This is a genomic window from Pseudocolwellia sp. AS88 (assembly GCF_030551755.1).
Lineage (GTDB): Bacteria > Pseudomonadota > Gammaproteobacteria > Enterobacterales > Alteromonadaceae > Pseudocolwellia.
In genome coordinates, this window is record NZ_JAUPEC010000001.1 from 54,887 (window position 1) to 79,868 (window position 24,982).

The following is a 24,982-nucleotide window of genomic DNA, read 5'->3' on the forward strand; positions in this document are numbered from 1 at the left end:
CTGCTCATTTTTAACGGTTAAAATTAATAATGACGGCGTTATAAAATTTATAAGTAGAATAACTACTTACTAAATTTTATGCCTTGTAATTATCCATTTTTTCTCATGAAAAAGTAGATCACTTAATTAATCAAATTGGTATGAGGTGCTAGGATTGATGGTTACCCAAATACATATGTAAATAAATCAAGGACTTTACAAGCTATTAAAAAAGCGAAGATGGTTAGGTGTTAAATAGTAATATTGATATATTTACATCGGATAGACGATTTTACTGAATCGGTACTTTAACTTAATTAGATACATAAAATTGACTATGAAAAAAATAATAAGTTCAATCCTAATTCTTTGGGTTACTCAAACCTTACTCTTTGTCGGTAATGTAGAAGCAGATGATAAAATTATTCATATTTATCAAGATGCCGACTTATCTATACATAGCCAATCTTCAAAAGCTATTCAACTGGGTATAGAAGTCGCTTTTGCTGAAGTAAATAATGAAATAAATGGCAATAAAATTCTGTTCAAATATTTAGATCATCGCGGTAATGTACTGCGCAGTAAAAGAAACTATAAAGCTTTTATCAATGATCCTAATGCTTTAGTTATATATTCAGGTATACATTCCCCTCCGTTAATTAACAACCGAAAATTTATTAATGAAAGCAAGGCATTAACCCTTGTACCATGGGCTGCCGGTGCTCCTATTACTCGTTACCCATCTAAAGAAAATTGGATATTTCGTTTATCTATTGATGACATGCAAGCTGGAGGCATGATCATTGATTATGCAATGAAAAATCAACAATGCCGAAAACCTCAGCTTTTACTTGAAAACACCCCTTGGGGGAATTCTAATTTAGTCAATATGTCGAAAGCTTTGACAACTTATGACATTCAATCTCCTCAAGTTACTCGTTTTAACTTAAGTGTAAAAGCTAAGGGTGCACAAGTACTTACTGATAGCATTATTAACCAAGGTAGCGATTGCTTAATCTTAGTAAGTAATGCTGTTGAAGGTATTGTATTCGCTAATGCGATGTTAGAGGTACCAAGAAGTAAAAGATTGCCTATTATTAGTCATTGGGGAATAACCAGTGGTGATTTACATGAAAAGATTGATGCTAAGGCAAGAGAAGGTTTAGCTTTAAACTTTATTCAAAGTTGTTTTGCTTTTACTAATGAAACTCAAACGCCTCTGGCTAACCAAGTATTTAGTCAATTAATTGAACATACTAAAGGTATTATTAAAAATCCAGCCGATTTACAGTCAGCTGTTGGTTTTATACATGCCTATGATTTGACTAAGTTATTAATACAAGCAATAAAACAATCAAAGCTAACGGGGAATACACTAAAAGACCGGAATACAATACGTCTTGCTTTAGAAAATCTCTCTAACCCCGTTCAAGGTTTAATAAAAACATATGATAAACCTTTTTCAGTTTTTGATTCTGTACTCAATAACAAAGCGCACGAAGCATTAAATGCCAGTGACTATTGTATGGGATATTACGGCGCAACGAATGAAATTATAATCATAAATGAATAAGACTAATTTAAAAAAAGAAGCATCAAATAAGGTGATAATATTCCGTACTGTGGTTGGTTACAGTATAGGTTTACTTTCTTTATTAATGCTACTTAGTGCTTTTATTATTATCCCAAAAATAAATACATTGTTCGAAGAGCAATATGATAAAGACACTAAAAGAGAGCTTAAAAAAGAAGTTGCGCTATTTAATAACTTTATTGAAAGCCAAAGAAGGGTTATCGAAGATCTCGCCAAATTTCCAAGTATAACTAATGCGGTTATGTTATCTGATGCAGATAATGCCTCAGTTAATGGTTTATTAAAGAATGTTGTTATAGGTGGTGAAAAAGGGCGACTGGTCTTACAAGATATTGAAGCGAATGTATTAGTACAAACCACAAAACAGCTACAAGGTATTTATACTAATGAAGAGCCTTGGATAGAAGAAATTTTAAATGCCTCTAAACCTTACCATTTCCAATTATTAAATCAAAGTCAAGATTCTATCCTGTTTAAAATATCTGTGCCTGTGCTTTACAGCGGCTTCGTAGAGGGCATATTAACAGGGGAAATAAAAGCCTCTCTTGATGATGTTTTTGTTAATCAAGTCCTTAGTTCAGATACCGCTATTACACTCACACAAAATGAGTTAACGGTAGGCACAAGCACAAACAAAATAGTACTAGCTCGAGAAAATACAGCCATGTTACAAGGTTTGAATGTAACGTTCACTTATATTACTGATGATGCACCTTTACTGAAAAGAGAGCGTAGTGTCCAAAATTTAATTTTTTCAGTTTTACTAGCAGGTTTAGCTGTTTCTTTTATTTTATTTTCCCTACTCAGTTATACCGGCGCACTACAGAGAGTAAAACTTAAAAGTAAAGAAAACAGTCGAGTTAGTCTATATTCTATGCCGATAATTGTTGGTGTTTTAGGTGTTAGCGCTAGTATTATTACTTTTATTATTGTATCGAATGCTAAACAAGTATCCGTTGAAAATAATTTGATTTTTGAAAGTCAAAAACACGTACAAGAAGTGCGAGAAAACCTAAACACCTACTTAGGTATTCTTGACTCAGTTAACGCATTTTTTAGTGCTTCTGAAGAAGTAGAACGTCAAGATTTTAAAGTTTTCGTTGAATCGTTCCTTGTACAACATAAAAGTATTAAAGCAATAGAGTGGATACCGAGTATTACTCATGAAGAGCGTCTAGTACTTGAAGACAAAGCTAGGTTAGAAGGTTTTACAAACTTTAGTATTAATGAAGTTAACCAAGATGGGAATTTAGCTTCAGCGACGCAACGTGAACATTATTTACCTGTTTATTATTTAGAGCCTATAGCAGGTAACGAAAACGCATTAGGCTTTGATTTAGCGTCTAATCCTTTAGAACTAAAAACCTTAATTAAGGCGCAAGAGAGCGAGAGTAAAGTTGCTACTTCTAAAATTACTTTATTTGAAGAAGATATAACTAAAGCGGGTATTTTTATCTTCAGACCTGTTTTTTATAATGATAAAAAGCAAGTAACTGAAAAGCTTAAGTTACAAGGTTTTACTTCTATTTCATTAAGGGTTGAAGACCTTGTCAATGAAGTGCTGTTAGGTATGGATAGTAATTTAGCTTTGTTTATTCAAGACATCTCTGATCCTGAATTCCCAGAAACCCTTTATGGTACACCTCAAGTAGTGGAGTCTTTTTCACGAGATGAAATTATCAATTTAGCAGGGCGTAGCTGGCGAATAAAAATATACAGTAAAGCAAATAAAACTGAATATGCGCAATCTGCATGGGGTATGTTAATTACGGGCTTAATATTCTCTGGCATTATCGTTTTAGGCTTGGTTCATTTGATCCGTAGACGTGAGTATGTTGAACAGCTCGTTGTGCAAAGAACTGCAGAACTTACGGCAAGTGAAGAGCATCATAGAGCGATAGTGGAGCTAGCGGTTGATGGCCTTATCACCATTGATAAATTTGGAATTATTGAACGATTTAATGAGGCCGCCGAAAATATATTTGGTTATCCGTCTAAAGAAGTAATTGGCTCTAACATTAAAATCTTAATGCCAACGTCTTCGCATCAAGGAAGTGATGATTATTTTAAAAATAAACAAGATGAAACCAAAGAACAAATAATCTCAATTGAGCGCTATTTAGGTAGTGGGAAGTATGCAAAAGGCCAGCATAAAAATGGAACAATATTCCCTATAGAAGTTTCTGTTAGCGAAATAAAGCTCGGTTCTACAATCAAGTACAGTGGAATTGTTAGAGATATAAGTGACCGCGTTGCTTTTGAGAAAGAGCGTGAACAGTTTATAGAAAAGTTAACTGATTCGAATGAAGAGCTTGAACGCTTTGCTTTTGTTTGTTCACATGACTTACAAGAACCACTTCGGATGATCAGGAGCTTTTCAGAAAAGCTTCAAGATCATATAAAAGAAGATCTTGAACACGATGAAAAAGGTAAGAAGTATTTTAATTTTGTTATTGATGGTGCTATTCGTGCTCAGGCACTAATTAATGATATTCTTACTTATTCAAGTATTAGTAATGACATAAAACAATTAGAAGATGTTAATATACAAGACCTTATTAATGTTATTAAGAAAAATTCCCTTGATTTAACTGAAAGTAATACAGCTGAAATCACTTACGACCCCTTGCCAAACTTGCAAGGAAATAAGACGCAATTATTCCAACTTTTTCAAAATTTAATTAATAATGGAATTAAGTATCAAAAAACTGATACTAAAGCACATGTTCATATAAGTGCAAAAGAGGCAGAAGATCATTGGTGCTTTACAATAAAAGATAATGGCATTGGTATGGATGAACGTCACTTTAAGAAGATTTTTGAAGTTTTCCAACGATTGCACCGCAGAAGTCAGTATGCAGGTACAGGTGTTGGCCTATCTATTTGTAAAAAAGTAGTAGAGCGCCATGGCGGAACGATATGGGTTGAATCTGAGAAAGGTATGGGTTCGACTTTTTATTTTACATTATTAAAAGCCTAAAATTTGCAGGTTTGTTAACAAGGTTAATTATGATTAAAGAAGCAAAACTCGCTGAAATTCTTCTAGTTGAAGATAACGAAGGTGATATAGAGTTAACTAAAGAAGCTTTTGAAGAAGCTCAATTTCGCAACACGTTAAATGTTGTTGAAGATGGTGATGAAGCCTTAGATTATCTTTTCAAACGTAATGGATTTGAAGATGCAGTAATGCCTGATATTATTTTACTGGATTTAAATTTACCTTGTACAGATGGTAGAGAAGTATTAGAAATTATTAAAGCGGAACCGCGTTTAAAAAGAATTCCCGTTATAGTATTAACCAGCTCTAGAGCAGATAAAGATGTGGTTGAAAGCTACGATCTACATGCTAACTGTTACATTGTTAAACCTGTTAATGCGGCAAAGTTTATGGCAGTTGTACAAACCGTTGAAAACTTTTGGGTTGACATTGTTTGCTTACCACCATCAAATTCTGACGACTAATAGACTAAACCATGCCTAATGATTCAAATACACACTTACACTCTCAATTAGCTGAAACTCAACGTGAGTTAGCTCAAGCTAAAGCAGATTTAACGCAATTAAAAGCAGAGTATCAAGAGTTTGTTTATATCATTTCTCATGACTTAAGTGCTCCATTACGTCAAATTGAAGGCTTCTCAGAGATGGTTCTAGAGAGGCATAAAGATGATTTTGATGATAAGTCTAAACGCCATTTCGACTTCATTCTAAAAGCTGGTCATTCGATAAGAAATATACTTGATGATTTAACTGGTTACTCACGTATTATAAAGAGAGATGAGCCTTTTACTGACATAGATCTCAATGTCATCATTTCCTCGAATCTAGCAGAACTTTCATCTGTAATTGAAAGTTCTAGTGCCTCTATTAGCATCGACACTATGCCAATAGTAAAAGGGGATGAGGAACTTATATCTCAGATGTTTTATCACCTTATTCATAATGCACTCCATTATCATTTACCGAACACTCCGGCTAACATTACTTTAAGTGTGGATGAATTAGACAACTTTTGGCAGTTTTGTATTACTGATGATGGTATTGGTATACCTGAAAATATACACGAAAAGATCTTTAAAATGTTTCGACGAGGTGTTTCTGAAAAGAAATATACAGGAGCAGGTGTTGGACTTACTTACGTGCAAAAAATACTTACAAAACATCAAGGGAGTATCTGGCTTAAGTCTGAAAAAGGTATAGGTTCTTCTTTTTATTTTACTCTTAGGAAGGCATAAGTCATGGTTGATGCGATACGAATTATATACGTTGAAGATAATGAAATTGATACAGAGCTTTTAAAAATGTGTGTTAATAGATACAAATTTACTCAGCCTATAAGTTTTGACATTGCAGAGACGGTTGAAGAAGCTAAAGAGATGTATAATACAAATATACATAGTGCTGCACTTGTTGATTGGAATTTACCTGATGGGGAGGGGATAGAAGTTGTACAGTTTATTCGAAGTATTAATAATGAAGTCCCAGTATTTATTTTAAGCGGAGCTTTACCCCCTAAACATCAACAAAAAGCAGAGCAATCTAATGCTACTGCTTATCTAGAAAAAAACTATAATAAGAACTTTGCTAATTATCTTTATACCTTTTTATAAATTTAATATTTAGTATCTGTATCATTATTTTACTCTGTTTTTCCCTTTCATATTTCTATATATACTTCAAACCTTACTTACAGAAAAATAACACTTTATTTTACTTTAGACTACAAAAAAATTGATTTCTGAACTAAGATTAAACGTAATCACATTAAGTTAAATAACTTACGAAATAAGGGCTAATATAAGGTTGTTAAAATGAAGAAAGTTTCAATTAGATCCCTTACTTCTGCTGTTATTGTTTGTGTTATCGGCATGCTTATGACTTATATTTTGTCTATAAAAGTAGGTGAGCAATTAAAAAAACAGAGCTATCTTAAAGTCGAGAATATTGCAAAACAAGTATCTATCAATGTTCAAAACGCTATAAATATATCTCTTAATGACTTACAAGGTTTACAAGCTTTCTATAGTGTTAACCAAGAGCTATATTCTTTAAATAAATTCAATCAATACATGCATGTTTTAGATATTGAAAATCGCGATTATATTCAAGTATTGAGTTGGGTACCTCTTGTTAAAGATATTGAAAGAGAAAAGTTTGAGTCTGTTATTCGAAATCAACAAGAAAACTTTACGATTACTGAACGTAATAGTGACGGGCAACTTATTACAAGTCAGATAAAGGAGTACTATACTCCGGTTACCTTTATCAGTCCTTTTGAAAAGAATAAATTAGCTCAAGGTTACGATCTTACCAGTAATACTGTACGTCGAAATTCGTTAGAGTTTGCACGTGATAATGGAACTATGACCACCACAGAGCAAATTCGTTTAGTACAAGAAACAGGACACTCTGTTGGCTTTTTAATTATAGCTCCCGTATATAAGCAAGAAGTAACTCTTACGTCAGTACAAGATCGTTTTAATGCCTTAAAAGGCTATGTAACAGGTGTGTTTAGAATTGATACTTTAATGTTAGCAGCCAAAGAACAGGCAGACAAAGAAGGCTTAGTATTAACTCTGTTAGATATAAATCAAGACAACAGTAGCTTATTATTTGGTGAGATAAACTCCGCACCATTTGTTTATTTTGATTTAGACATACCTGAGCGGCAATGGCGTTTAAATATATCTTTGAAAGAATCTCTATTAAACAGCATTGAATCTCCTGTTGTTGTTAAATGGTTTTTACTCGGTGGATTTTTAGTCAGCTTTTTGATGGCGTTGTCTATTTTTGCATTACAGACCTCAATTATACGTTCAAGGAATATAAAAACATTAAGTCAGGAGCTACAAAATCAAAATGATAAACTTGAATCTAAAGTATTAGAAAGAACTGAATTATTAGAAAATAAGAATCATGAACTTAATGAAACCATTGCAGAGTTAAAGGTTAAACGTGTTGTGATGTCAGGCCTTATCAAAGAATCTATATCAGCCAAGCGAAGTGCTGAAAAGAGAGCGCTTGACTTATCACGTTCAAACAAAGACCTGGATGATTTTGCTTATATTGCTTCTCATGATTTACAAGCACCACTGCGTGCTATTGACCAACTAGCACAATGGGTAACTGAAGATATAGCTGAAGGGAATTTGGAAGAGGTACCTGAGCACCTTAAATTAATGTGCAGTAGGGTGCGGCGTTTAGAAACTTTATTAAACGACTTGCTTGCTTATTCAAGAATTAATCGCCAACAATACAAACTCGGTGAAATAGATGTAGCTAAAGTAGTACATGATTTAGTAGAAATAAATGCACCTATAGATAACTTTACTTTAACTATTAAGGGCGTTTTGCCAATATTTGTTACTGCCAACTTACCTTTAGAGCAAGTGTTTAATCATCTTATAAGTAATGCTATTAAACATCATCATCAAGGAGAAGGTCGCATACAAATTTGTTGTGAAGAAGATAATGATTTTTATCATTTTTTTGTAAAAGATGATGGGCCTGGCATAAAGTTAGATTATCATAGTAATATATTTCAAATGTTTAGAACATTAAAGCCACGAGATGAAACTGAAGGTAGTGGAATGGGTTTAGCATTAGTAAAAAAAATAGTTCAGCGTTTTTCAGGCGATACAAGCCTTGAGTCAACTGTTGGAGAAGGGTGTACCTTTTCATTTACTTGGCCAAAAACTATAACTACGTTGAATGAGTAAATTTATAAAAAAGGATACGATTATAAATGGCGAATAATAAAGAAGTTAGTATTTTGTTAATTGAGGATGATGACATTGACGCTAAAGCAGTGCAGCGTGTTGTAAAAAAACTTAAACTAACTAATCCAATTATTAGAGCAACTAACGGCGCCGAAGCACTTGAGATACTTCGTAATAAAGAAGTTATCGTAAAGCCTTATATTATATTTCTTGATTTGAATATGCCAATTATGGGTGGATTAGAATTTCTTAAAAATATACGTAAAGATGAATACTTGAGAGATTCAATTATTTTTGTTTTAACAACATCTGCCGCTGATGAAGATAGAGTAGCAGCATATAGTGAGAATATAGCAGGTTATATTGTTAAATCTGATGTGCAAGGTGAGTTTGATAAAGTGCTTAAAATGCTCGACTATTATTGGCACATTGTAAGACTTCCTGATTTATAATATAGAATTAGTACAACAGCACTTTGGAACGTTATCAATATACAAAGAGTACAAAATAAAAAGCAAATAGTTATATTTCTAATTTATCTCAAGAAATAGCACTATTTGCTTTTTTATGTTTTAGCATATTTTGCAAGAAACACTTAATAGAGCTTATAAATTAAGCGACAGCAGATAAAGGCGTATTTTGAATAACTACCGAAAGTTTATCTTGAGATGCTTTTTCAAAAGCTTGCTTAAGAGTATCATTCTCTAAAGAAGCCGTATCTTCAATTATTCCTTCTTCTTGAATAATAATTTCATCCCAATCTAATTGGTTAAAAAAGGCTTCTATATCTTTAAGTTGTTCCCGTAAGTTCTCATTAGAGCAAAACATAGTAAATGCGTGTAAGTTGCCTTTTACAAATTGGTTTGTTTCTCCAATATATTCAGCTGAACCACTAATAATTAACATAATTTATCCTTATCTGTTCTGACCACAGTGAAGTGTTAAAGCATGGTCCACATAAAACGGTATAAAACCTAGTACGTAAACGTCAATTTTTTAACAAAATTTAATTCATTAACTAATAAGCAGAAATCATTCCATATTTTTATATGAACTATTTTGGTCTTTTATCGCGCTCTGATAAAGATGTGTACCAACAAGTGATAATAAACAATAAGCGGTAAAATAATAAAAACCTTGTCCAACAAATGAAAGTGTTTCACTACTAATATGTAAATTAAATTTGAAGCCGAACAAAGCCAATTGCTGTGCATTTGATGTTTCAGTGTGGTTTGTTGATAAAACAGCAAGAAATATCGCAATTACAAATACATCAGCCATTGACCATTTACCAATTGCAGCAACAAAATTAATGATTTTTTTCTCAATAACTTGTTCTTTATTTAGAAAAGCTAAAGAAACAAGAATCGTTTTAACGACAGGAATACAGATTGAGAAAATAAAAATGAGTAGTGCAACTAATATTCGGTTATCAAGAAAAAGTTCTTCTATCGTATTTATCAGTGATAGTTCTTTATCTATTAGTGTTGAAGATAGATTTGCTCCACTAACATCAGCAGTCATCTCCATCGACAGTGAAAACATAGGAAGTACAATACCGGGTACAAATAAAAGTAAAGCGAGAAGGTTAATCACAAAGCCGAGTTTTTTCTTAATCATGTTATAACTTTTAATTAGAACTAAATTTGTAGCTGATTATAACACTCAGCTTTAATGGACCAAATATTTATCAATAGGTGAAATTTGATTATTTTAATTATGATTTCGAATTATTGTATCGATACCCTTATAAAAATCACGTAAAATACCAGTAACGAGCTAAATCATAAATTTAGTAAAACATTTAGGAAAATCATGAAAAAGACATTTACGCTTACACACCCGAAAATTAAATACGATAGACTTATTGATGGCGTTAAGCACGACGTAAAAAAATACGTCAAAAGAGAACGAAATAAGCAACTTCCTATCGATGCTGATTTTTGGGATTTTGATTGTAAATTTGGACAAACAGAAAGTGAAGCTGAAGAAGTTCACTTGGCTGAGCTTAATAAACATATTGATAAAGCAGCAGCTGAAAACTTAACATCTTTCTACATTGAAATAATTGCTAAAGAAGGCTTCAGACAATATAAATCAGATATTGATGAAGACGACGAAGAAGAAATTGAAGATTAGTTACAAATACTAACAGGGAGTTTGTTGTGGCAAGTGCTAGTTTATTAACCTTAATTGATGATATTGCATCTATATTGGATGATGTTGCAATACTTTCAAAAGTAGCAGCAAAGAAAACCGCTGGGGTTTTAGGTGATGATTTAGCATTAAACGCAGAACAAGTTTCTGGAGTTAAAGCTGACCGTGAATTACCTGTAGTATGGGCAGTAGCTAAAGGCTCGTTTTTAAATAAACTTATTTTGGTTCCCGCTGCATTAGCTATTAGTGCTTTCGCTCCTCCTTTAATTACTATTTTATTAGTTATTGGTGGTTTGTTTTTATGTTATGAGGGCGCAGAGAAGGTCATCGAAAAGCTTTTTCATCAAGAATTACATAAGCAAAAACATAAAGAAAACATGCATCAAGCTATTCAAAATAATGTTGATTTAGTTGCTTTAGAAAAAGACAAAATTAAAGGAGCTATTCGAACAGACTTCATTTTATCGGCTGAAATTGTTGTGATTGTACTAGGTACTTTGCAAGAAACTTCTTTTGAAATGCAAGTGATGGTGTTATCCGCAATGGCGATACTTATCACTGTTGGTGTTTATGGCTTAGTTGCGGCAATTGTTAAACTTGATGATTTAGGTTTATATCTTTTAAAACAATCTATAAGTGGCTCATTTAGTGCTGTAAATAGAGCTTTAGGGCGTGGCTTATTAATGTTTGCCCCCTTTTTAATGAAAACTCTAGGAGTAGTAGGCACTATTGCTATGTTCTTAGTAGGTGGCGGTATTATTGTTCATAGTATTGGCTTTATTCATCACTTTGTAGAGTCTTTTATATCTTGGTTTAATAGTCTCTTAACTGTCGATATCAAAATGTTGCTTTCTATTATTGTTGAAGGTTTGATTGGAATAACGGCTGGTTTATTTTTAATTCCTATTATTTCAGGTTTAGCCAAACTAAAAAAAAGTAAAAAACCTGAAATTGAATCTTAAAAAATATCATAATTATTTAGGCTATATCATGTTATTTCCCTTTATTGCTTGGGCGATAACAGGTGTTTTCTTTTTTATTAAGCCAGGTTACTCTCAGGCTTATGAGAGACTTCAAATAACGGGTTACCCAAATATTACGTCATTTCAACCTGCAGCTGATAATGAATGGTCAGAAATTAAAATTATACGTTCTATCCTTGGCGAACATTTATTAGTAAAAAATAAAGACGATGATTGGATACATTTAAATAAGAAAACGATGGAACTTGTTCAAGCTCCTAGCCCTGTTCAAGTAGAGCTTTTAATTAAAGATGCTATAAAGCAGCACTCTGAACGCTATGGTGTAATCAATGACGTTGATGGACTGGTAGCTTTAACATCTAACCAAATAAAGATCACTTTAAACTGGGATAGAATGACGTTACATCAACAAGGACCTGATACTGAGTTCATCGATATGATGTATAGAATTCATTATCTACAATGGACTGGTATTAAAATTATCGATAATGTTTTAGGGATTATCGGTTTGGCTTTAATGATTGTTTTAGCTGGGTTCGGCCTGTTGTTGAGTTTTAAACGTTCAACCTCTTCAGAATAAATATTATAGAAATATCTCCGTTTAACTTAAATAAACGTTAATCATATTCATCACTTATTATGAGAAAATAAATGAACGCAGTTCATAAGCTTTACGAGCATCGAAAAAGTATTAGTACTACAGTGTACAACTCGAGAGGTTGGAAAGTTAAACGCTGCGAAAAATGCCGAATTGGTTTAACTCACTGTATTTGTGAACTAACACCTAAGGTAAAGAGTAATGCCGGTTTCTTGCTTTTGATGTACGATACCGAAATATTAAAACCAAGTAATACAGGTAAGCTTATTGCTGATGTTGTACCTGATACTTTTGCTTTTTTATGGTCTAGAACTGAAGAAAATACAGAGCTGTTGAATGTTTTAAATGATGAACAATGGCAACCTTTTGTTGTATTTCCTGAACAATATGCAGAACCAGAAAGAGAGGTTTTTAACCAAAGCATTACTACTAATTCGGGTAAGCGCCCATTATTTATTATGTTAGATGGTAGCTGGCGTGAAGCTAAGAAAATGTTCCGTAAAAGCCCTTATTTAAATCGCTTTCCTGTCGTATCGTTTAATCCTGAAATGACAAACAATGAAAGTCTTATTTCTAGATACCAAATTAGGCAAGCCAATGTTTCTAATCAATTTGCTACCGCTGAAGTGGCTGCTAGGGTTTTAGATATGACAGGTGAGTCGGTAAACGCTGAAATTTTAGATTTATGGTTTGATGTGTTTAACTTTCAATATCGTAAGAGTGTTTGCCAAGCCAATACGGGTAATCCTCATGCTATAGAAGATTACCAAACATACTTAGCAAGTATATAAATTAACTTAGGTCAGTTTCTGCTTCTAATAGTCCTGGAGAGCTTAATTGCTTTTTAGTAAGTTGATTAACAACATCACCAATAACAATTAACGTTGGTGGTTTAATATTATGCTTAACGACTATTTCAGCCAAGGTGTTTAATTTCCCTCTATACACTTGTTGTTCTGGTTGAGTCCCTTTAAAAATAAGTGCAGCAGGCGTATCAGCCTTTTTACCATGTTCAATAAGCTTTGAAGCTATTATTGGAAGGGTATTGATACCCATATAAAACACAATTGTTTGTGCATTTGAGGTTAAGCTGTCCCAAGGTAAATTTAGTTCACCGTTATTTTCCATATGCCCCGTTATGAAAGTACAGCCTTGAGCAACACCTCTATGCGTTAAAGGAATGCCTGCATAAGTAGTGCATCCTGAAGCCGCGGTTATGCCAGGACATAAATGGCAATTAATTCCTTGAGAGAGGGCATATTCTGCTTCCTCTCCACCTCGACCAAAGATAAAAGGATCACCACCTTTTAATCGTAAAACACGCTTACCTAACTTAGCCTGTTCAACTAATAACTCATTAATCTTATCTTGCGGTACTGAATGTTTTGCCTGTTTTTTTCCAACATAAAAACGTTCAGAGTCTTCAGGCAACAAATTAAGAATATCTTGGCTAACCAAGCGATCGTAAATAGTCACTTCGGCCTGTTGAATAAAACGTAAGGCTCTTAGTGTTAATAGTTCCGGATCACCTGGTCCAGCACCAACAAGTGCAACCTCGCCAGAATTTAAAACAGCTTTACTATTAAATGTGATATTAGAATCATTTTCATTAATGATCATTGGTGACCTTATATAAGATAGTGAGGTTGGATCTGGTGTGAACTTAGCTAGGCTAATTTATGAATGGATAATATCACTTTAAGTAAAAGTATAAAAAAACTCTTTTATATTATTATATAAAAATATCATCTATAAAAAAGTCTTTATAGCATTTTAAGTTATTACTTGAGGAGGAGTAAAGTCTACGTTGTAACACGTAGACTTTGACTTTTTAAAGAGAGTTAAGGAGGTTTTGTGCGTCTTCTCTTTCTGAGAATTTAGCTTTGTGTCTTAAAGCTTGTCTTAATTCTCGTTTGGCTTCTTCTATGCGATTTAATTTAGCTAAAGCATAACCAATGTGATAATTAATTGAAGGATTGTTAGAGTCAATTGAATAAGCGTTTCGTAGTATAGATAAGCTTTCATCGAACTTATTGTTTAAGCTTAGTATCCAACCATAAGTATCTATAATCGCCGATGAATTTTTATTTAACTCCATTGATTCTTTTGAATATTCTTCCGCTTTATTTAAATCGGTAGCTATGTAAATATTAGCTAAATTATTGAGCACAGCGGCTCTGTTTTTTAAGTTTTTAACATCAGCTAACATTTCGTAATGAGTTTTAGCTTCTTGTGTTTTACCGTTATTTAAAAGGTAATCAGCATAAACGGAACGCATTAAGTAATTGTTAGGATTTTTATCTAAAAGGCTAATTAATGTTGTTTTAAAGCTTTGTTCTTCAACCTTAGCTAATGCTAGTTGATAGGACTTTAATAAAACTATATGAAAGTTGTTATCATGATTTAAAGCTTTTAAATAAAGCTTTTGAGCTTCGATTTTATCACCTTGCTTAAGAGAGAGATCACCTTTAAGCATTAATATATTCGGATCACTCTTATTTGTTTTTTCTAGATGTATAAGAATAGTATTAGCATTTGTGAATTCACCTGTATCTATTTCTAGTTTTACTAATGAACGTTGAATAAATATATTGTCAGGTTCTATTGATAAAGCTTTCTCTAAACTTTGCTTAGCACCGGCTAAATCATTTGCTTGGATTTGCATTTGGCTTACTGAAAACATTTCTCTTGGACTTGTTACAACACCAAACAGTATTTGTAATTGTTTCTTGGCATTGCCTAAGTCTCCTAAACCAATATAAATTAAGGCCTTCATTCTTATATATTTGGTATTTAAGAAACTAAGCTTGCTAAGCCTATCAACTTGTTCAAGAGCATCTTCATATTTTTCTTGCTGGTAATTAATTTCCATCAATACTTCTAGAGCCGGGATATAAGTAGAGTTTTTATCTATAATTTTATTAAGTGTTGTTTTAGCGCTTTCTATATCTCCCATATTTTTATCAATTTTTGCTTTAAGTACTTGCAACGAAATATTATCAGGTTGGACTTCAAGTAAACGTGTTGCAATATTGTTTGCTTCTTCTAGATTAGATAATGCTGCATTTGCTGTAGCAGTATTAAATAAAGCACTGAAATTATTAGGTTGTAACTCTATAATCTTAGATAAAATCGAAAGAGCTTCAGTCCACTTGTTTTGTTGTAACAATAAACTCGCTTTAAAACTTAAATAATCCGTATTGGCTTTATTGAGTGTAAGTAGTTCATTTGCAATCTTATGAGCTTCAACTAGTTGATTGTTTGAAGAGAGTAATAAACCTTTTGTTAAATAATAAGTTGATGAGAATTTTTCTGGTTTGTTGTCTTCTAATAATGTTAAGGCTTTATCAATTTGGTTACTTTTAGCTAAAAGGTTAGCTTTAGCTAAAGTGAAATTCAGGTGTTTACCATAAGTATTTTCTAACGGTTCTAATATTTGTTGGGCTTTATAGACTTTATTGTTATTCAGGTACAGCTCAAATAACCTCAATGAAAGTTCTAAATTGTTTTTAATTATTTTGGTTTTACTTTCAAGTAATTCAAATGCTTTAGCTTCTTGATTTTGACTTAAATAGATATCTACCAGCAGGCTTATCCCACTTAAATCTTGAGGTTGTTCTTGAACATAAAACTGTAGTTCTTTTTGAGCAAGCTCTAAGTTATTTTGTAAATATGCCGCAGTACCAGCCACAAGAGCAAAAGATACATTACTATTTCTTTGTTTATCACTTAATAATGAGAGTTTTTGACTAATATCAACAAGAATTTGGTTTGCTTCATCCTCTCTAGATGTGTAGCTAAACAATCGACTTTTAAGTAGTTTCGCGAATGGGTCTTCAGGTGTGTCTTTTAAAATTTCATCCACTAAAGCCAATGCTTCATTGGTTCGTTTTGCACTAGCATAAGCATTAGCTAATGCTCTTTGGATAAATGGATCATTTGGATTAAGATCATAGCCTTGTTTATAAGCTTTAAGTGCCAATTCGTTTTCTGATTTACTTTCATGAAGTTGCCCTTTTAGATTCCAAACACGACTATCGTCAGGAAATAATATAAGTGCTTTAGCTATTAGGTTTTCTGCATCAGTTGTATTATTTTGAGATAACAGGTGGGCAGCAAGGGCACCAATTGTTCGTAAATTATTTGGAGAGAGTTCGTAGGCTTTTTTATAAAATAATTCGGCATTATCGCTATCTAACATGACCGAATATGCGTTACCTGATAATAAAAAAGTTGTTAACTTGCTTTCTGGTGTCAGACTCTTATTTGTTGCAAGCTGCAGTACCTCATCAAACTTACTTGTTAACATTAGGGCGCTAGTAAGATCGTTAAGTATAAAGTTTATATCTGCGCCTCTATGTAAAGCTTCTTGTAACACCTCTATTCCTTCGAGGTAAAGCCCTTTTTTTAGTAAAACTCTTCCCATTAAAATAATAGCTGGTAAGTTATCTTCATCATCCTTCAGGACATTTTTTAGATGGATATAAGCGTCATCAACATTATTTGTATTATAGGATGTGAGTGCCTTTTCGAAATCGTTAAAAGCATAAGTATTTAAAGAAACTAGTAATGTAGATACTATCAGTAATGAACGCATATTTATCCAATTTGGGGTAATAAGTAATAAGGCTGAAGCAATTGCTGTTTAGCGAAGCGAACAATATAACTTAAATTAAGGTAAAAAAAAAAGATGGCATAGCCATCTTTTTTTGATAAATAATTTACTTATTATTTTACTTTACGTCTGCTTGCTGCAAATCCAACTAAAGCTAAACCAAACATCATGATAGAAGCCGGCTCTGGAACTGTTGTTGCTGGAGGTGGAGTACCTGAGCCTGTAGAGAAAGATACACCTGATAATTTAATACCGTCGTTACCTTCATCTGAAAGAGTTCCGCCAAATACAGTGTTTAATGCACCGACTAACCAGTAACTAGAATATACACCAGAAACATTGGCATCAGCAGTTGTTAAATCAGAAGTGTAATATCCTGACGTTGAGCTGTAAGTGAAGCTTGAAAAACCGGATGTTGCAGTGTCTGCTACATCACTCCAAGAATTGCCTAATAAATCATTATTGCTAAGTGCTGCAACTGTAATTTGGTTGTTTGTGGCAGCAGTATTCTTACTGCTAGTGGTACGACCTTGACCATACAACCAGCTAGAGGTAATTTCAGAAATATTTACAGCTTCTGAAAACTCAAGTAAAAACATATCATAATCATTGTAGTTACATGAATCGCTTCCGGTGCCACCACCTAAATTATCTGCAGAATGTGAATAACCACAATTAGCTTGATTTGATTCATCAATGTTTTCCATAGACCAACCGTTGCCATTCTTATCAAAGTCGGTTGCCTTAGTGATTTTATCATCGCCGGTTAATGGGTTGCCGCCTTCAGATGTACTGAAGTTATCAGTATCTGACCAACCTGAAACAGTTATTGTTACTCCACTAGCATTCAGAGAAAATTCATTAAAACTGGTTCCTGTATCACTAACAGAACCGAAATCAGTGTAAGTTGTACTTGCAAAAGCTGATGCTGATATTAATGCTAAACTTGCGATACTCAATTTACTTATATTTAACAACATGTTGTTAACTCCAATATAATTTTTTATTATGTGTAATGTAAAAATACAAAATATAATTACATTTAAACTTCATCTAACTTGAATAGCTTTAAGCACTAATCGAGCCAATTTAAAATATCTTTTATTTATCAATGTGTTGGTTTTGATTTTTACAGCTGGTGATTAGATTAATCTGAAGAGTGTAAAATTTGCAGACACCCTATTTAATTTACACCTGTGAAAATACATTAACCGTTTATTTTGCTAGGTATATGCATTTAAGATGTTTTATCAAAACTAATGAGATAAAAATTTTCTGTATTATATTTTAGCACATTACTTGATGCTAGAATAATGTTTATCAATTATTTTATTAAAACTTGAAGTGTTAAAAATCATGAATTTTAGTCCATTAGTGCAAGAGCTTATAGATGCTTTGAAATGTTTACCTGGCGTTGGGGCTAAATCAGCCCAAAGAATGGCTTTTCATCTACTCGAAAGAAATAGAACAGGTGGCTCTAAGCTATCTAATGCTTTAAAAAATGCGATGGAAAATATAGGTCATTGCCAGCAATGTCGAACATTTACTGAGTTAGATGTTTGTGAAATTTGTAGAAACCCTAAGCGTGAAATTATTCAACAGCTGTGTATCGTTGAATCACCTGCAGACGTAATTGCGATTGAACAAACTGGAGAGTTTAAAGGTAAATACTTTATTTTAATGGGTCATCTATCTCCTATTGATGGTATAGGACCAGAAGACTTAGGGTTAGATATTTTAAGTCAATTACTTAACGCTGATCATTTTAAAGAAATTATTCTTGCAACAAACCCTACGGTAGAGGGGGAAGCTACAGCTCATTTTATCGCTGAATTAGCCTCTAAACATAACGTAAACGTTTCGCGTATAGCTCACGGTGTACCTGTAGGTGGAGAACTCGAATATGTAGACGGTAATACATTGTCACATGCATTATCAGGCCGGAAAAGCTACTCTTAATATTTCTCCCCATCCTAATACACGTGTTTATGGTGCTATTTTAAACAGAAATTGCACCTTTTACTGGTCAAGACCTTATCTCATCGGAAAATTGTTTATTAACTTTTTACTATTAAAGGTTGAAAAGCTAAAACACAGTCTTATATCTAATGGCAACTGACAACGAGTAATTTAACTTACTGTTATTTTATTGTTGCCTTATATATAAAAAATAAGTTTTATCTAAAAGGTTTATTCAATGACTGATGTAAAAAATACCGAAAATCATAGTTTTAGTGCTGATACAGCAAAAATATTAAAATTAATGATCCATTCTTTATATTCCAATAAAGAAATTTTCTTACGTGAATTAGTTTCAAATGCTGCAGATGCTGCTGATAAATTACGTTTTAAAGCGTTATCAAATGCAGATTTATATGAAAGTGATGGCGATTTACGTGTTCGAGTAAGCGCTGATAAAGAAAATAACACGGTAACTATCTCTGATAATGGTATAGGGATGAATCATGAAGATGTGGTAACTCATTTAGGTACTATTGCTAAATCAGGTACTTCAGATTTCTTTTCTCAATTATCAGGTGATCAAGCTGCCGATTCACAACTTATTGGTCAGTTTGGTGTTGGCTTCTATTCTGCATTTATCGTTGCTGACAGAGTGACTGTGCGCTCTCGTGCTGCCGGTGATGATGCATCGAAAGGTGTTGAGTGGAGTAGTGAAGGTGAGGGTGAGTTTACAACAGCTCAAATTGAAAAGTCTAATCGCGGTACTGATATTATTCTTCATTTAAAAGATGATGAAACTGAGTTTGCTGATGATTGGCGTTTAAAATCAATCGTGACTAAATATTCTGATCATATTTCTGTTTCTGTTGAAATGTTAACTCCTGCTGTTGAACCCGTAGCAGAAGAAAAAGACGATGAAGGTAACGTAACTCGTCCTGCAGTTGAAGCAAAGTCAGCCGCATGGGAAGCAGTGAACAAGGCAACAGCATTGTGGACACGTGAAAAATCTGAAGTATCAGATGATGAATACAAAGAATTTTACAAGCACGTATCTCATGACTTTGGTGATCCCCTATTATGGGCTCATAACAGAGTGGAAGGTAAAACTGAATATACAAGTTTATTGTATGTCCCTACAAAAGCTCCTTTTGATTTACACAATCGTGAAAAACAACATGGTCTAAAATTATATGTTCAACGTGTATTTATTATGGATGACGCTGAACAATTTATGCCGACATATTTACGTTTCGTTAAAGGTTTATTAGATTCTAATGATTTACCATTAAATGTATCGCGTGAGATATTACAAGATAATAAAGTAACACAAGCAATTAGAAAAGGTTGTACGAAACGTGTACTTACTATGCTTGAGCGCTTAGGTAAAAATGATAAAGAAAAATATCAACTATTCTGGAACGAGTTTGGTCAAGTATTAAAAGAAGGCCCTGCTGAGGATCCTACGCATACAGAACAGATTGCTAAACTTTTACGTTTTGCTTCAACTAATGAAAATAATGATATTCAAAGTGTTTCTTTGCAAGAATACATTGAACGTATGAAAGAAGGGCAAGATAAAATTTATTATGTTGTTGCTGATAATTTTTCTGCTGCTAAAAGTAGCCCTCATTTAGAAGTATTCCGTAAAAAAGGTATTGAAGTTTTATTATTATCAGATCGCATTGATGAGTGGTTAGTAAGCCACTTAAATGAATTTGATGGTAAGTCACTTCAATCTGTTACACGCGGTGGATTAGATTTAGGTGATATGGATGATGCTGAAACTAAAGAAGCACAAGAGAAGCTTGAACAAGAATTTGATTCTGTTGTAACTCGTATAAAATCAGCTCTTGAAGGAAAAGTTAAAGATGTGAAGCTTTCACAACGTTTAACTGACTCTCCTGCTTGTATCGTTACTGATGAGCATGACATGAGTAGTCAAATGATCAAGTTAATGGAATCTGTGGGTCAAGCAGTACCAGAAACATTACCAATCTTTGAAATAAATGCAGAGCATGAGTTAGTTAAGCATATTTCCGATGAGGTTGATGACGAGCAATTTAATCAATGGACAGAAGTGTTATTTGATCAAGCAATGTTAGCAGAACGAGGCAGCCTAAAAGATCCTGCTTCATTTGTTACACGATTAAATAAATTGATGTTAAGTTTAACTAAGTAATATTTAACTATAATACTTTAGTCTTAAAAAGGAGCCATATGGCTCCTTTTTAGTTTATTCTTGTGTTTTCTTACTTGTTTGCAACCGCCTGAAAATGTATAGTGTTGCTTTTTAAATCTATCATAAATAAATTATAAAGGGCTTTATAAATGCGCATTATTTTATTAGGTGCTCCAGGAGCTGGTAAAGGTACTCAAGCACAATTTTTAATGGCCAAGTTTGGCATCCCACAAATTTCCACTGGTGATATGCTTAGAGCTGCTATTAAAGCGGGTACAGAACTTGGCATTAAAGCTAAAGAAGTAATGGATGCAGGTCAATTGGTTTCAGACGAGCTAATTATTGGCTTAGTTAAAGAAAGAATAACCCAAGACGATTGTAAAGCTGGCTTTTTATTAGATGGTTTTCCACGCACTATACCGCAAGCAGACGCAATGAAAGAAAATGGCGTTTTGGTTGATTTTGTTATTGAATTTGATGTTCCTGATAGCGTTATTGTAGAACGTATGGCAGGTCGTAGAGTTCATTCAGGTTCAGGTCGTGTATATCATATTATTTATAACCCGCCTTCAGTAGAAGGAAAGGATGATGAAACAGGTGAAGATTTGTCTATTCGTCCTGATGATGAAGAAGCAACAGTTCGTAAACGTTTAACTGTTTACCATGAACAGACTAAGCCTCTTGTTGAATACTACCAAGCAGAAGCAGAAAGTGGTAACTGTTCATATATCTCTATTGATGGAACCCAAACTGTTGAAACAGTGAATACAATTTTATCTGAAAAACTTTCTTAGATATTTAATGTAATTTCCCAAAAAAAAGCTCGTTTACGAGCTTTTTTACTTTCTACCACATTATTTTTTATTGATTTTTCAGCAAATAGTAGCATTATTAACATAAGTCCTTTAATTGGTCTGATATTTGTCGTTTTATATTTTCTACCAATTAACATTCTCTAGATTTTGAACAATACTATTAATACTCCCACTTTATTTTATTTCCATCCTTCTAAAAGGGTAATTATTTATGCAAAAAGCTGATTTGTTACATCGTCTATATAAAGACATAAACGATATAATTATTAAACGACAACATCCTGTTAGTGGTTTGCTTCCAGCTAGCACCGCAATAACAACACATGGTGATTATACTGACGCATGGGTTAGAGATAATGTTTACTCAATTTTGAGTGTGTGGAGTTTGGGGATGGCATTTAAGCGTGGTGGAGATAAAATTAAATGTGACGAATTAGAACAATCCACCATAAAGCTAATGCGCGGTTTATTAATTTCAATGATGCGACAAGCAGATAAGGTCGAAAAGTTTAAAACAACTTTAGATCCTATGGATTGTTTACATGCTAAATATAGTACAACTACAGGTCTTACTGTTGTAGGTGATGATGAATGGGGACATTTGCAAATAGATGCGACATCAATTTTTTTATTAATGATCGCTCAAATGTCAGCCTCAGGTTTACGTATTGTTAAAACTATAGATGAAGTCGACTTTGTTCAAAACCTTGTTTACTACGTAGCCTTTGCTTACAGAACTCCTGATTACGGTATTTGGGAACGAGGGAATAAAATTAATAATGGGAAAACAGAGATTAATGCTAGCTCTGTAGGGATGGCAAAAGCAGCGCTACAAGCACTTGATGGTTTTAACCTTTTTGGCGTAGATGCTAATCCTAGAGCTATTATTCATACTATACCTGATGCAATATCTAGAGCTCGAAATACATTAGCCCATTTATTACCTCGCGAATCGGTTTCTAAAGAGGTTGATAGCGCTATTCTAAGTGTTATAGGGTTTCCTGCCTTTGCTGTTAGTGACAAAGCTCTTGTAAATAAAACTAGAGATAAAATCTTATCAGAACTCGGGGGAAACTATGGTTGTAAACGCTTTTTATGGGACGGACATCAAACAGCAATTGAAGATCATAGTCGTATGCATTATGAACATTCTGAACTAGCTAGTTTTGAAAATATCGAGTCAGAATGGCCATTGTTTTATACTTATTTATATATCCAAGCTTTATTTGATGATGATATTGAAGAAGCCAAAAAATATAAAGATAAACTTGAATCTCTTATGGTAGAAGTCGATGGTAAAAGACTTTTACCTGAATTGTATTATGTTGCAGATGAAAATATTGATGGAGAGCGAAAATCTCCTGGCAGTCAAGTAAGGCAACCCAATGAAAATATTCCATTAGTTTGGGCTCAAAGTTTGTATTTTACTGGTTTGATGCTGGATGAAGGTGTAATAGAAAAGAGTGATTTAGATCCTTTGAAATTAAGATCAAGGTCTACTCAAGCATCAGAAGCTCAGTTAGCTTTAGTCGTTTTAGCGGAAAATAATAGTGTTAAACAACAACTAGCTGCGAAAGGGGTTATAGCTGAGACTATTGATGAAATTAGTCCTATTGGTGTTATTACCGCAGAAGAACTTGTAGAGTGTTATAGGAAAGTAGGGGCAAATGAAAGATTAAATCTTACAGGCCGCTCTAAGCGTCGTCTTCAAGGATTAGCTACAGCTCAAACACATACCTTTAATGGCAAAGCTTATTTATCCCTTTCAAGCTTACAACACAAAGAAAATAACTACAGAATATTTGATGCTGAATTAGCAACAGAGCAATTAGAAAGCGAAGTTAGTCATATTAGTAAACATTGGCTTAATGATGAAGTAGCAGTATTTAGTTATCTATTAACACAAGATATGTGTGATAGCGTAAATGTAGATGTATTGTTAGATACTATCAGGTCGCTTCAATTAAGAACCACACAAACTAATGTAGGTTATGCTTCTGCTAGTTTGGCTTATAGAGCATCACGAGAAAATCAACTTGTCGTACCTAACATTAATATTCAGGCATTAGAAAATACGCCTGAAGTTTCAAATTCACATATAATCCCATTCGATTTCTCATTATTTTCAGAAACAATACAAGAAGGTTTAAAATCATTCGATTTTTCAGATAAAACCAGTTACGCGCAGTTAATGGCTTGGAGTACAGAACATAAACTAGACACTAACTTAGCTTCAAATATTGATGCTACAGCAAAAACTGATAGTGTTGAAGTTACCTTTAAATGTTTGATTGAAAGCATATATAGCCGAGCTCAACATAAGCAACATTGGTTAACCGCTCGATTATGTTTCTCGTTACTTGAGTTATCTTATAAAGATCTTGTTGATGACCTTTCTCAAGTTTGTTCTCGAAATATTACTATTGCTGTGGGACAAAAAGATCAAACAATACTAAATGGCGAACATTTTTTACTTAAACCCAAGAACTTAGTAAAAAAATTAGATAGTGCATCTGATAATTTACTCGAGAGAACTTTAGTTCAAGAACTATTAGTTATTCTAGGAAACTTGGTGCGTACAAATACTCATTTATTTGATGGGTTACGCTCGATTAAACTTAATAGTATTTTAGCTATTTGTGCAGAAGGTATTGAGTGTGCAGAAGAATCACTAATCTTTTTATCAAGCAAGTCACCAGCAGAACTTAACTCTATCGTTAAAAACATACTAAACGCACAACAAGAAGCGTTTAATTATGGTGGTGAATATAGCTCTGCGGCTCAATTAAATAACCAGAATGTTTCTAGTCAAGCACAAGCTATTGATACGGATTGGTTACAATGGCGAACCACAAGAGGTTTAATTACACGCATCGATGATGTATTTTTAAATGACATTTGGCAAAGCTTAGCTAATACTCAAACTATTATTTTTGGTGATAATAAAAATGCATCAGAAATATTAGATGCAAACATGGTAAGAACATCCATGACACCAAAAGAAGAAAGCTTTGCTCAAACACTTGATGTGTTAATTCAACATTTACATCCCATTTATTATAAATCTGCGATTGTTGAAGTTTTATATGCCTTTACTCAATATTGTAAAACTTTCCCAGAGAGTAAATTTGAAAGTATTGTGCTTGGTGAAGTAATAGAAGAAGCAGCAAAACGTTATGTGATTGATTCAAATTTGGATATTGGTCATGAAAGAAGCTTAGACGTACTTATGGCTCAACCTCCTGAAGTACTCAAGCAATATGCTTTGAACGTTTTTAAAGCATATTGAAGTTTAAAAAATCAGTGAAAACAATGTGTCGGTTTTTTTTACAATATGAGTTTTTAATAAAATATAATTTATCTTTTTGTTATGTAAGTGGC

At 33.3% G+C, this 24,982-nt stretch carries 20 protein-coding genes; 15 read left to right on the forward strand and 5 right to left on the reverse strand.

Annotated elements, in window-relative coordinates:
• Positions 1 to 316 precede the first annotated feature (316 nt).
• The 7 genes from Q5N69_RS00265 to Q5N69_RS00295 all read left to right on the forward strand — a co-directional run bounded on the left by Q5N69_RS00265 (position 317) and on the right by Q5N69_RS00295 (position 8,744).
• Positions 317 to 1,552 carry an ABC transporter substrate-binding protein gene (locus tag Q5N69_RS00265; protein WP_304366524.1) on the forward strand — a complete coding sequence of 412 codons (1,236 nt, stop codon included), beginning with the start codon at positions 317 to 319 and terminating at the stop codon, positions 1,550 to 1,552.
• Positions 1,545 to 4,553, forward strand: a complete 3,009-nt coding sequence (locus Q5N69_RS00270; RefSeq protein ID WP_304366525.1) for a CHASE domain-containing protein — start codon at positions 1,545 to 1,547, stop codon at positions 4,551 to 4,553. Before Q5N69_RS00265 ends, Q5N69_RS00270 begins: the two co-directional genes overlap by 8 nt.
• Before the next feature lie 29 nt (positions 4,554 to 4,582).
• Positions 4,583 to 5,035, forward strand: a complete 453-nt coding sequence (locus Q5N69_RS00275; RefSeq protein WP_304366526.1) for a response regulator — start codon at positions 4,583 to 4,585, stop codon at positions 5,033 to 5,035.
• Positions 5,036 to 5,046: 11 nt separating this feature from the next.
• Positions 5,047 to 5,808 carry an ATP-binding protein gene (locus Q5N69_RS00280; protein ID WP_304366527.1) on the forward strand — a complete coding sequence of 254 codons (762 nt, stop codon included), beginning with the start codon at positions 5,047 to 5,049 and terminating at the stop codon, positions 5,806 to 5,808.
• A gap of 3 nt (positions 5,809 to 5,811) precedes the next feature.
• Positions 5,812 to 6,183 (forward strand): response regulator, encoded by a 372-nt coding sequence (locus Q5N69_RS00285; protein WP_304366528.1) that lies wholly within the window; start codon positions 5,812 to 5,814, stop codon positions 6,181 to 6,183.
• A 201-nt stretch (positions 6,184 to 6,384) separates the two neighbouring features.
• A complete protein-coding gene (locus Q5N69_RS00290) occupies positions 6,385 to 8,292 on the forward strand; it encodes a CHASE domain-containing protein (protein WP_304366529.1) in 1,908 nt (635 codons plus the stop codon).
• A gap of 26 nt (positions 8,293 to 8,318) precedes the next feature.
• Entirely contained in the window at positions 8,319 to 8,744 is a 426-nt protein-coding gene (locus Q5N69_RS00295; protein WP_304366531.1) for a response regulator, read from the forward strand.
• Between the two features lie 160 nt (positions 8,745 to 8,904).
• Here the strand turns inward: Q5N69_RS00295 and Q5N69_RS00300 are convergent, their stop codons facing one another.
• Positions 8,905 to 9,198, reverse strand: a complete 294-nt coding sequence (locus Q5N69_RS00300; RefSeq protein ID WP_304366533.1) for a hypothetical protein — start codon at positions 9,196 to 9,198, stop codon at positions 8,905 to 8,907.
• A gap of 126 nt (positions 9,199 to 9,324) precedes the next feature.
• On the reverse strand, positions 9,325 to 9,912 hold the full coding sequence (locus Q5N69_RS00305) for a paraquat-inducible protein A (protein ID WP_304366535.1): 588 nt from the start codon (positions 9,910 to 9,912) through the stop codon (positions 9,325 to 9,327).
• Between the two features lie 195 nt (positions 9,913 to 10,107).
• On the opposite strand from Q5N69_RS00305, the gene Q5N69_RS00310 reads away from it, so the two are divergent.
• From Q5N69_RS00310 to Q5N69_RS00325, 4 genes are all read left to right on the forward strand, one after another.
• Complete coding sequence (locus tag Q5N69_RS00310; RefSeq protein ID WP_304366537.1) at positions 10,108 to 10,431, forward strand: DUF6172 family protein; 324 nt, start codon at positions 10,108 to 10,110, stop codon at positions 10,429 to 10,431.
• A 26-nt stretch (positions 10,432 to 10,457) separates the two neighbouring features.
• Entirely contained in the window at positions 10,458 to 11,411 is a 954-nt protein-coding gene (locus Q5N69_RS00315; RefSeq protein WP_304366538.1) for a DUF808 domain-containing protein, read from the forward strand.
• A gap of 28 nt (positions 11,412 to 11,439) precedes the next feature.
• On the forward strand, positions 11,440 to 12,012 hold the full coding sequence (locus Q5N69_RS00320) for a hypothetical protein (protein WP_304366540.1): 573 nt from the start codon (positions 11,440 to 11,442) through the stop codon (positions 12,010 to 12,012).
• 71 nt (positions 12,013 to 12,083) lie between these two features.
• Positions 12,084 to 12,821, forward strand: a complete 738-nt coding sequence (locus tag Q5N69_RS00325; RefSeq protein WP_304366542.1) for a tRNA-uridine aminocarboxypropyltransferase — start codon at positions 12,084 to 12,086, stop codon at positions 12,819 to 12,821.
• A gap of 1 nt (position 12,822) precedes the next feature.
• On the opposite strand, the gene cobA is transcribed toward Q5N69_RS00325, so the two are convergent.
• The 3 genes from cobA to xdp1 form a co-directional block, all read right to left on the reverse strand.
• On the reverse strand, positions 12,823 to 13,650 hold the full coding sequence (cobA, locus tag Q5N69_RS00330) for a uroporphyrinogen-III C-methyltransferase (protein ID WP_304366543.1): 828 nt from the start codon (positions 13,648 to 13,650) through the stop codon (positions 12,823 to 12,825).
• A gap of 211 nt (positions 13,651 to 13,861) precedes the next feature.
• On the reverse strand, positions 13,862 to 16,627 hold the full coding sequence (locus Q5N69_RS00335) for a tetratricopeptide repeat protein (RefSeq protein ID WP_304366545.1): 2,766 nt from the start codon (positions 16,625 to 16,627) through the stop codon (positions 13,862 to 13,864).
• A gap of 131 nt (positions 16,628 to 16,758) precedes the next feature.
• Entirely contained in the window at positions 16,759 to 17,625 is an 867-nt protein-coding gene (gene xdp1 / locus Q5N69_RS00340) for an exosortase-dependent surface protein XDP1 (protein ID WP_304366547.1), read from the reverse strand.
• Positions 17,626 to 18,001: 376 nt separating this feature from the next.
• Here xdp1 and recR point away from each other — a divergent pair, with 376 nt between their 5' ends.
• From recR to Q5N69_RS00360, 4 genes are all read left to right on the forward strand, one after another.
• Positions 18,002 to 18,604 (forward strand): recombination mediator RecR, encoded by a 603-nt coding sequence (recR, locus tag Q5N69_RS00345; protein WP_304366549.1) that lies wholly within the window; start codon positions 18,002 to 18,004, stop codon positions 18,602 to 18,604.
• A 238-nt stretch (positions 18,605 to 18,842) separates the two neighbouring features.
• The gene (gene htpG, locus Q5N69_RS00350; protein ID WP_304366550.1) at positions 18,843 to 20,786 is read left to right on the forward strand and encodes a molecular chaperone HtpG; all 1,944 of its coding nucleotides are present in this window, start codon (positions 18,843 to 18,845) and stop codon (positions 20,784 to 20,786) included.
• 149 nt (positions 20,787 to 20,935) lie between these two features.
• A complete protein-coding gene (gene adk / locus Q5N69_RS00355; RefSeq protein WP_304366551.1) occupies positions 20,936 to 21,580 on the forward strand; it encodes an adenylate kinase in 645 nt (214 codons plus the stop codon).
• 232 nt (positions 21,581 to 21,812) lie between these two features.
• Positions 21,813 to 24,890: a glycoside hydrolase family 15 protein gene (locus Q5N69_RS00360; protein ID WP_304366552.1), complete on the forward strand. Its 3,078-nt coding sequence runs from the start codon at positions 21,813 to 21,815 to the stop codon at positions 24,888 to 24,890.
• Positions 24,891 to 24,982: the final 92 nt, after the last annotated feature.

Excerpts from the sequence above, each read along its gene's own strand:
- Q5N69_RS00265 (WP_304366524.1), top strand. The coding sequence starts at position 317 with ATGAAAAAAATAATAAGTTCAATCCTAATTCTTTGGGTTACTCAAACC.
- Q5N69_RS00270 (WP_304366525.1), top strand. The coding sequence starts at position 1,545 with ATGAATAAGACTAATTTAAAAAAAGAAGCATCAAATAAGGTGATAATA.
- Q5N69_RS00275 (WP_304366526.1), top strand. The coding sequence starts at position 4,583 with ATGATTAAAGAAGCAAAACTCGCTGAAATTCTTCTAGTTGAAGATAAC.
- Q5N69_RS00280 (WP_304366527.1), top strand. The coding sequence starts at position 5,047 with ATGCCTAATGATTCAAATACACACTTACACTCTCAATTAGCTGAAACT.
- Q5N69_RS00285 (WP_304366528.1), top strand. The coding sequence starts at position 5,812 with ATGGTTGATGCGATACGAATTATATACGTTGAAGATAATGAAATTGAT.
- Q5N69_RS00290 (WP_304366529.1), top strand. The coding sequence starts at position 6,385 with ATGAAGAAAGTTTCAATTAGATCCCTTACTTCTGCTGTTATTGTTTGT.
- Q5N69_RS00295 (WP_304366531.1), top strand. The coding sequence starts at position 8,319 with ATGGCGAATAATAAAGAAGTTAGTATTTTGTTAATTGAGGATGATGAC.
- Q5N69_RS00300 (WP_304366533.1), bottom strand. The coding sequence starts at position 9,198 with ATGTTAATTATTAGTGGTTCAGCTGAATATATTGGAGAAACAAACCAA.
- Q5N69_RS00305 (WP_304366535.1), bottom strand. The coding sequence starts at position 9,912 with ATGATTAAGAAAAAACTCGGCTTTGTGATTAACCTTCTCGCTTTACTT.
- Q5N69_RS00310 (WP_304366537.1), top strand. The coding sequence starts at position 10,108 with ATGAAAAAGACATTTACGCTTACACACCCGAAAATTAAATACGATAGA.
- Q5N69_RS00320 (WP_304366540.1), top strand. The coding sequence starts at position 11,440 with ATGTTATTTCCCTTTATTGCTTGGGCGATAACAGGTGTTTTCTTTTTT.
- Q5N69_RS00325 (WP_304366542.1), top strand. The coding sequence starts at position 12,084 with ATGAACGCAGTTCATAAGCTTTACGAGCATCGAAAAAGTATTAGTACT.
- cobA (WP_304366543.1), bottom strand. The coding sequence starts at position 13,650 with ATGATCATTAATGAAAATGATTCTAATATCACATTTAATAGTAAAGCT.
- Q5N69_RS00335 (WP_304366545.1), bottom strand. The coding sequence starts at position 16,627 with ATGCGTTCATTACTGATAGTATCTACATTACTAGTTTCTTTAAATACT.
- xdp1 (WP_304366547.1), bottom strand. The coding sequence starts at position 17,625 with ATGTTGTTAAATATAAGTAAATTGAGTATCGCAAGTTTAGCATTAATA.
- recR (WP_304366549.1), top strand. The coding sequence starts at position 18,002 with ATGAATTTTAGTCCATTAGTGCAAGAGCTTATAGATGCTTTGAAATGT.
- htpG (WP_304366550.1), top strand. The coding sequence starts at position 18,843 with ATGACTGATGTAAAAAATACCGAAAATCATAGTTTTAGTGCTGATACA.
- adk (WP_304366551.1), top strand. The coding sequence starts at position 20,936 with ATGCGCATTATTTTATTAGGTGCTCCAGGAGCTGGTAAAGGTACTCAA.
- Q5N69_RS00360 (WP_304366552.1), top strand. The coding sequence starts at position 21,813 with ATGCAAAAAGCTGATTTGTTACATCGTCTATATAAAGACATAAACGAT.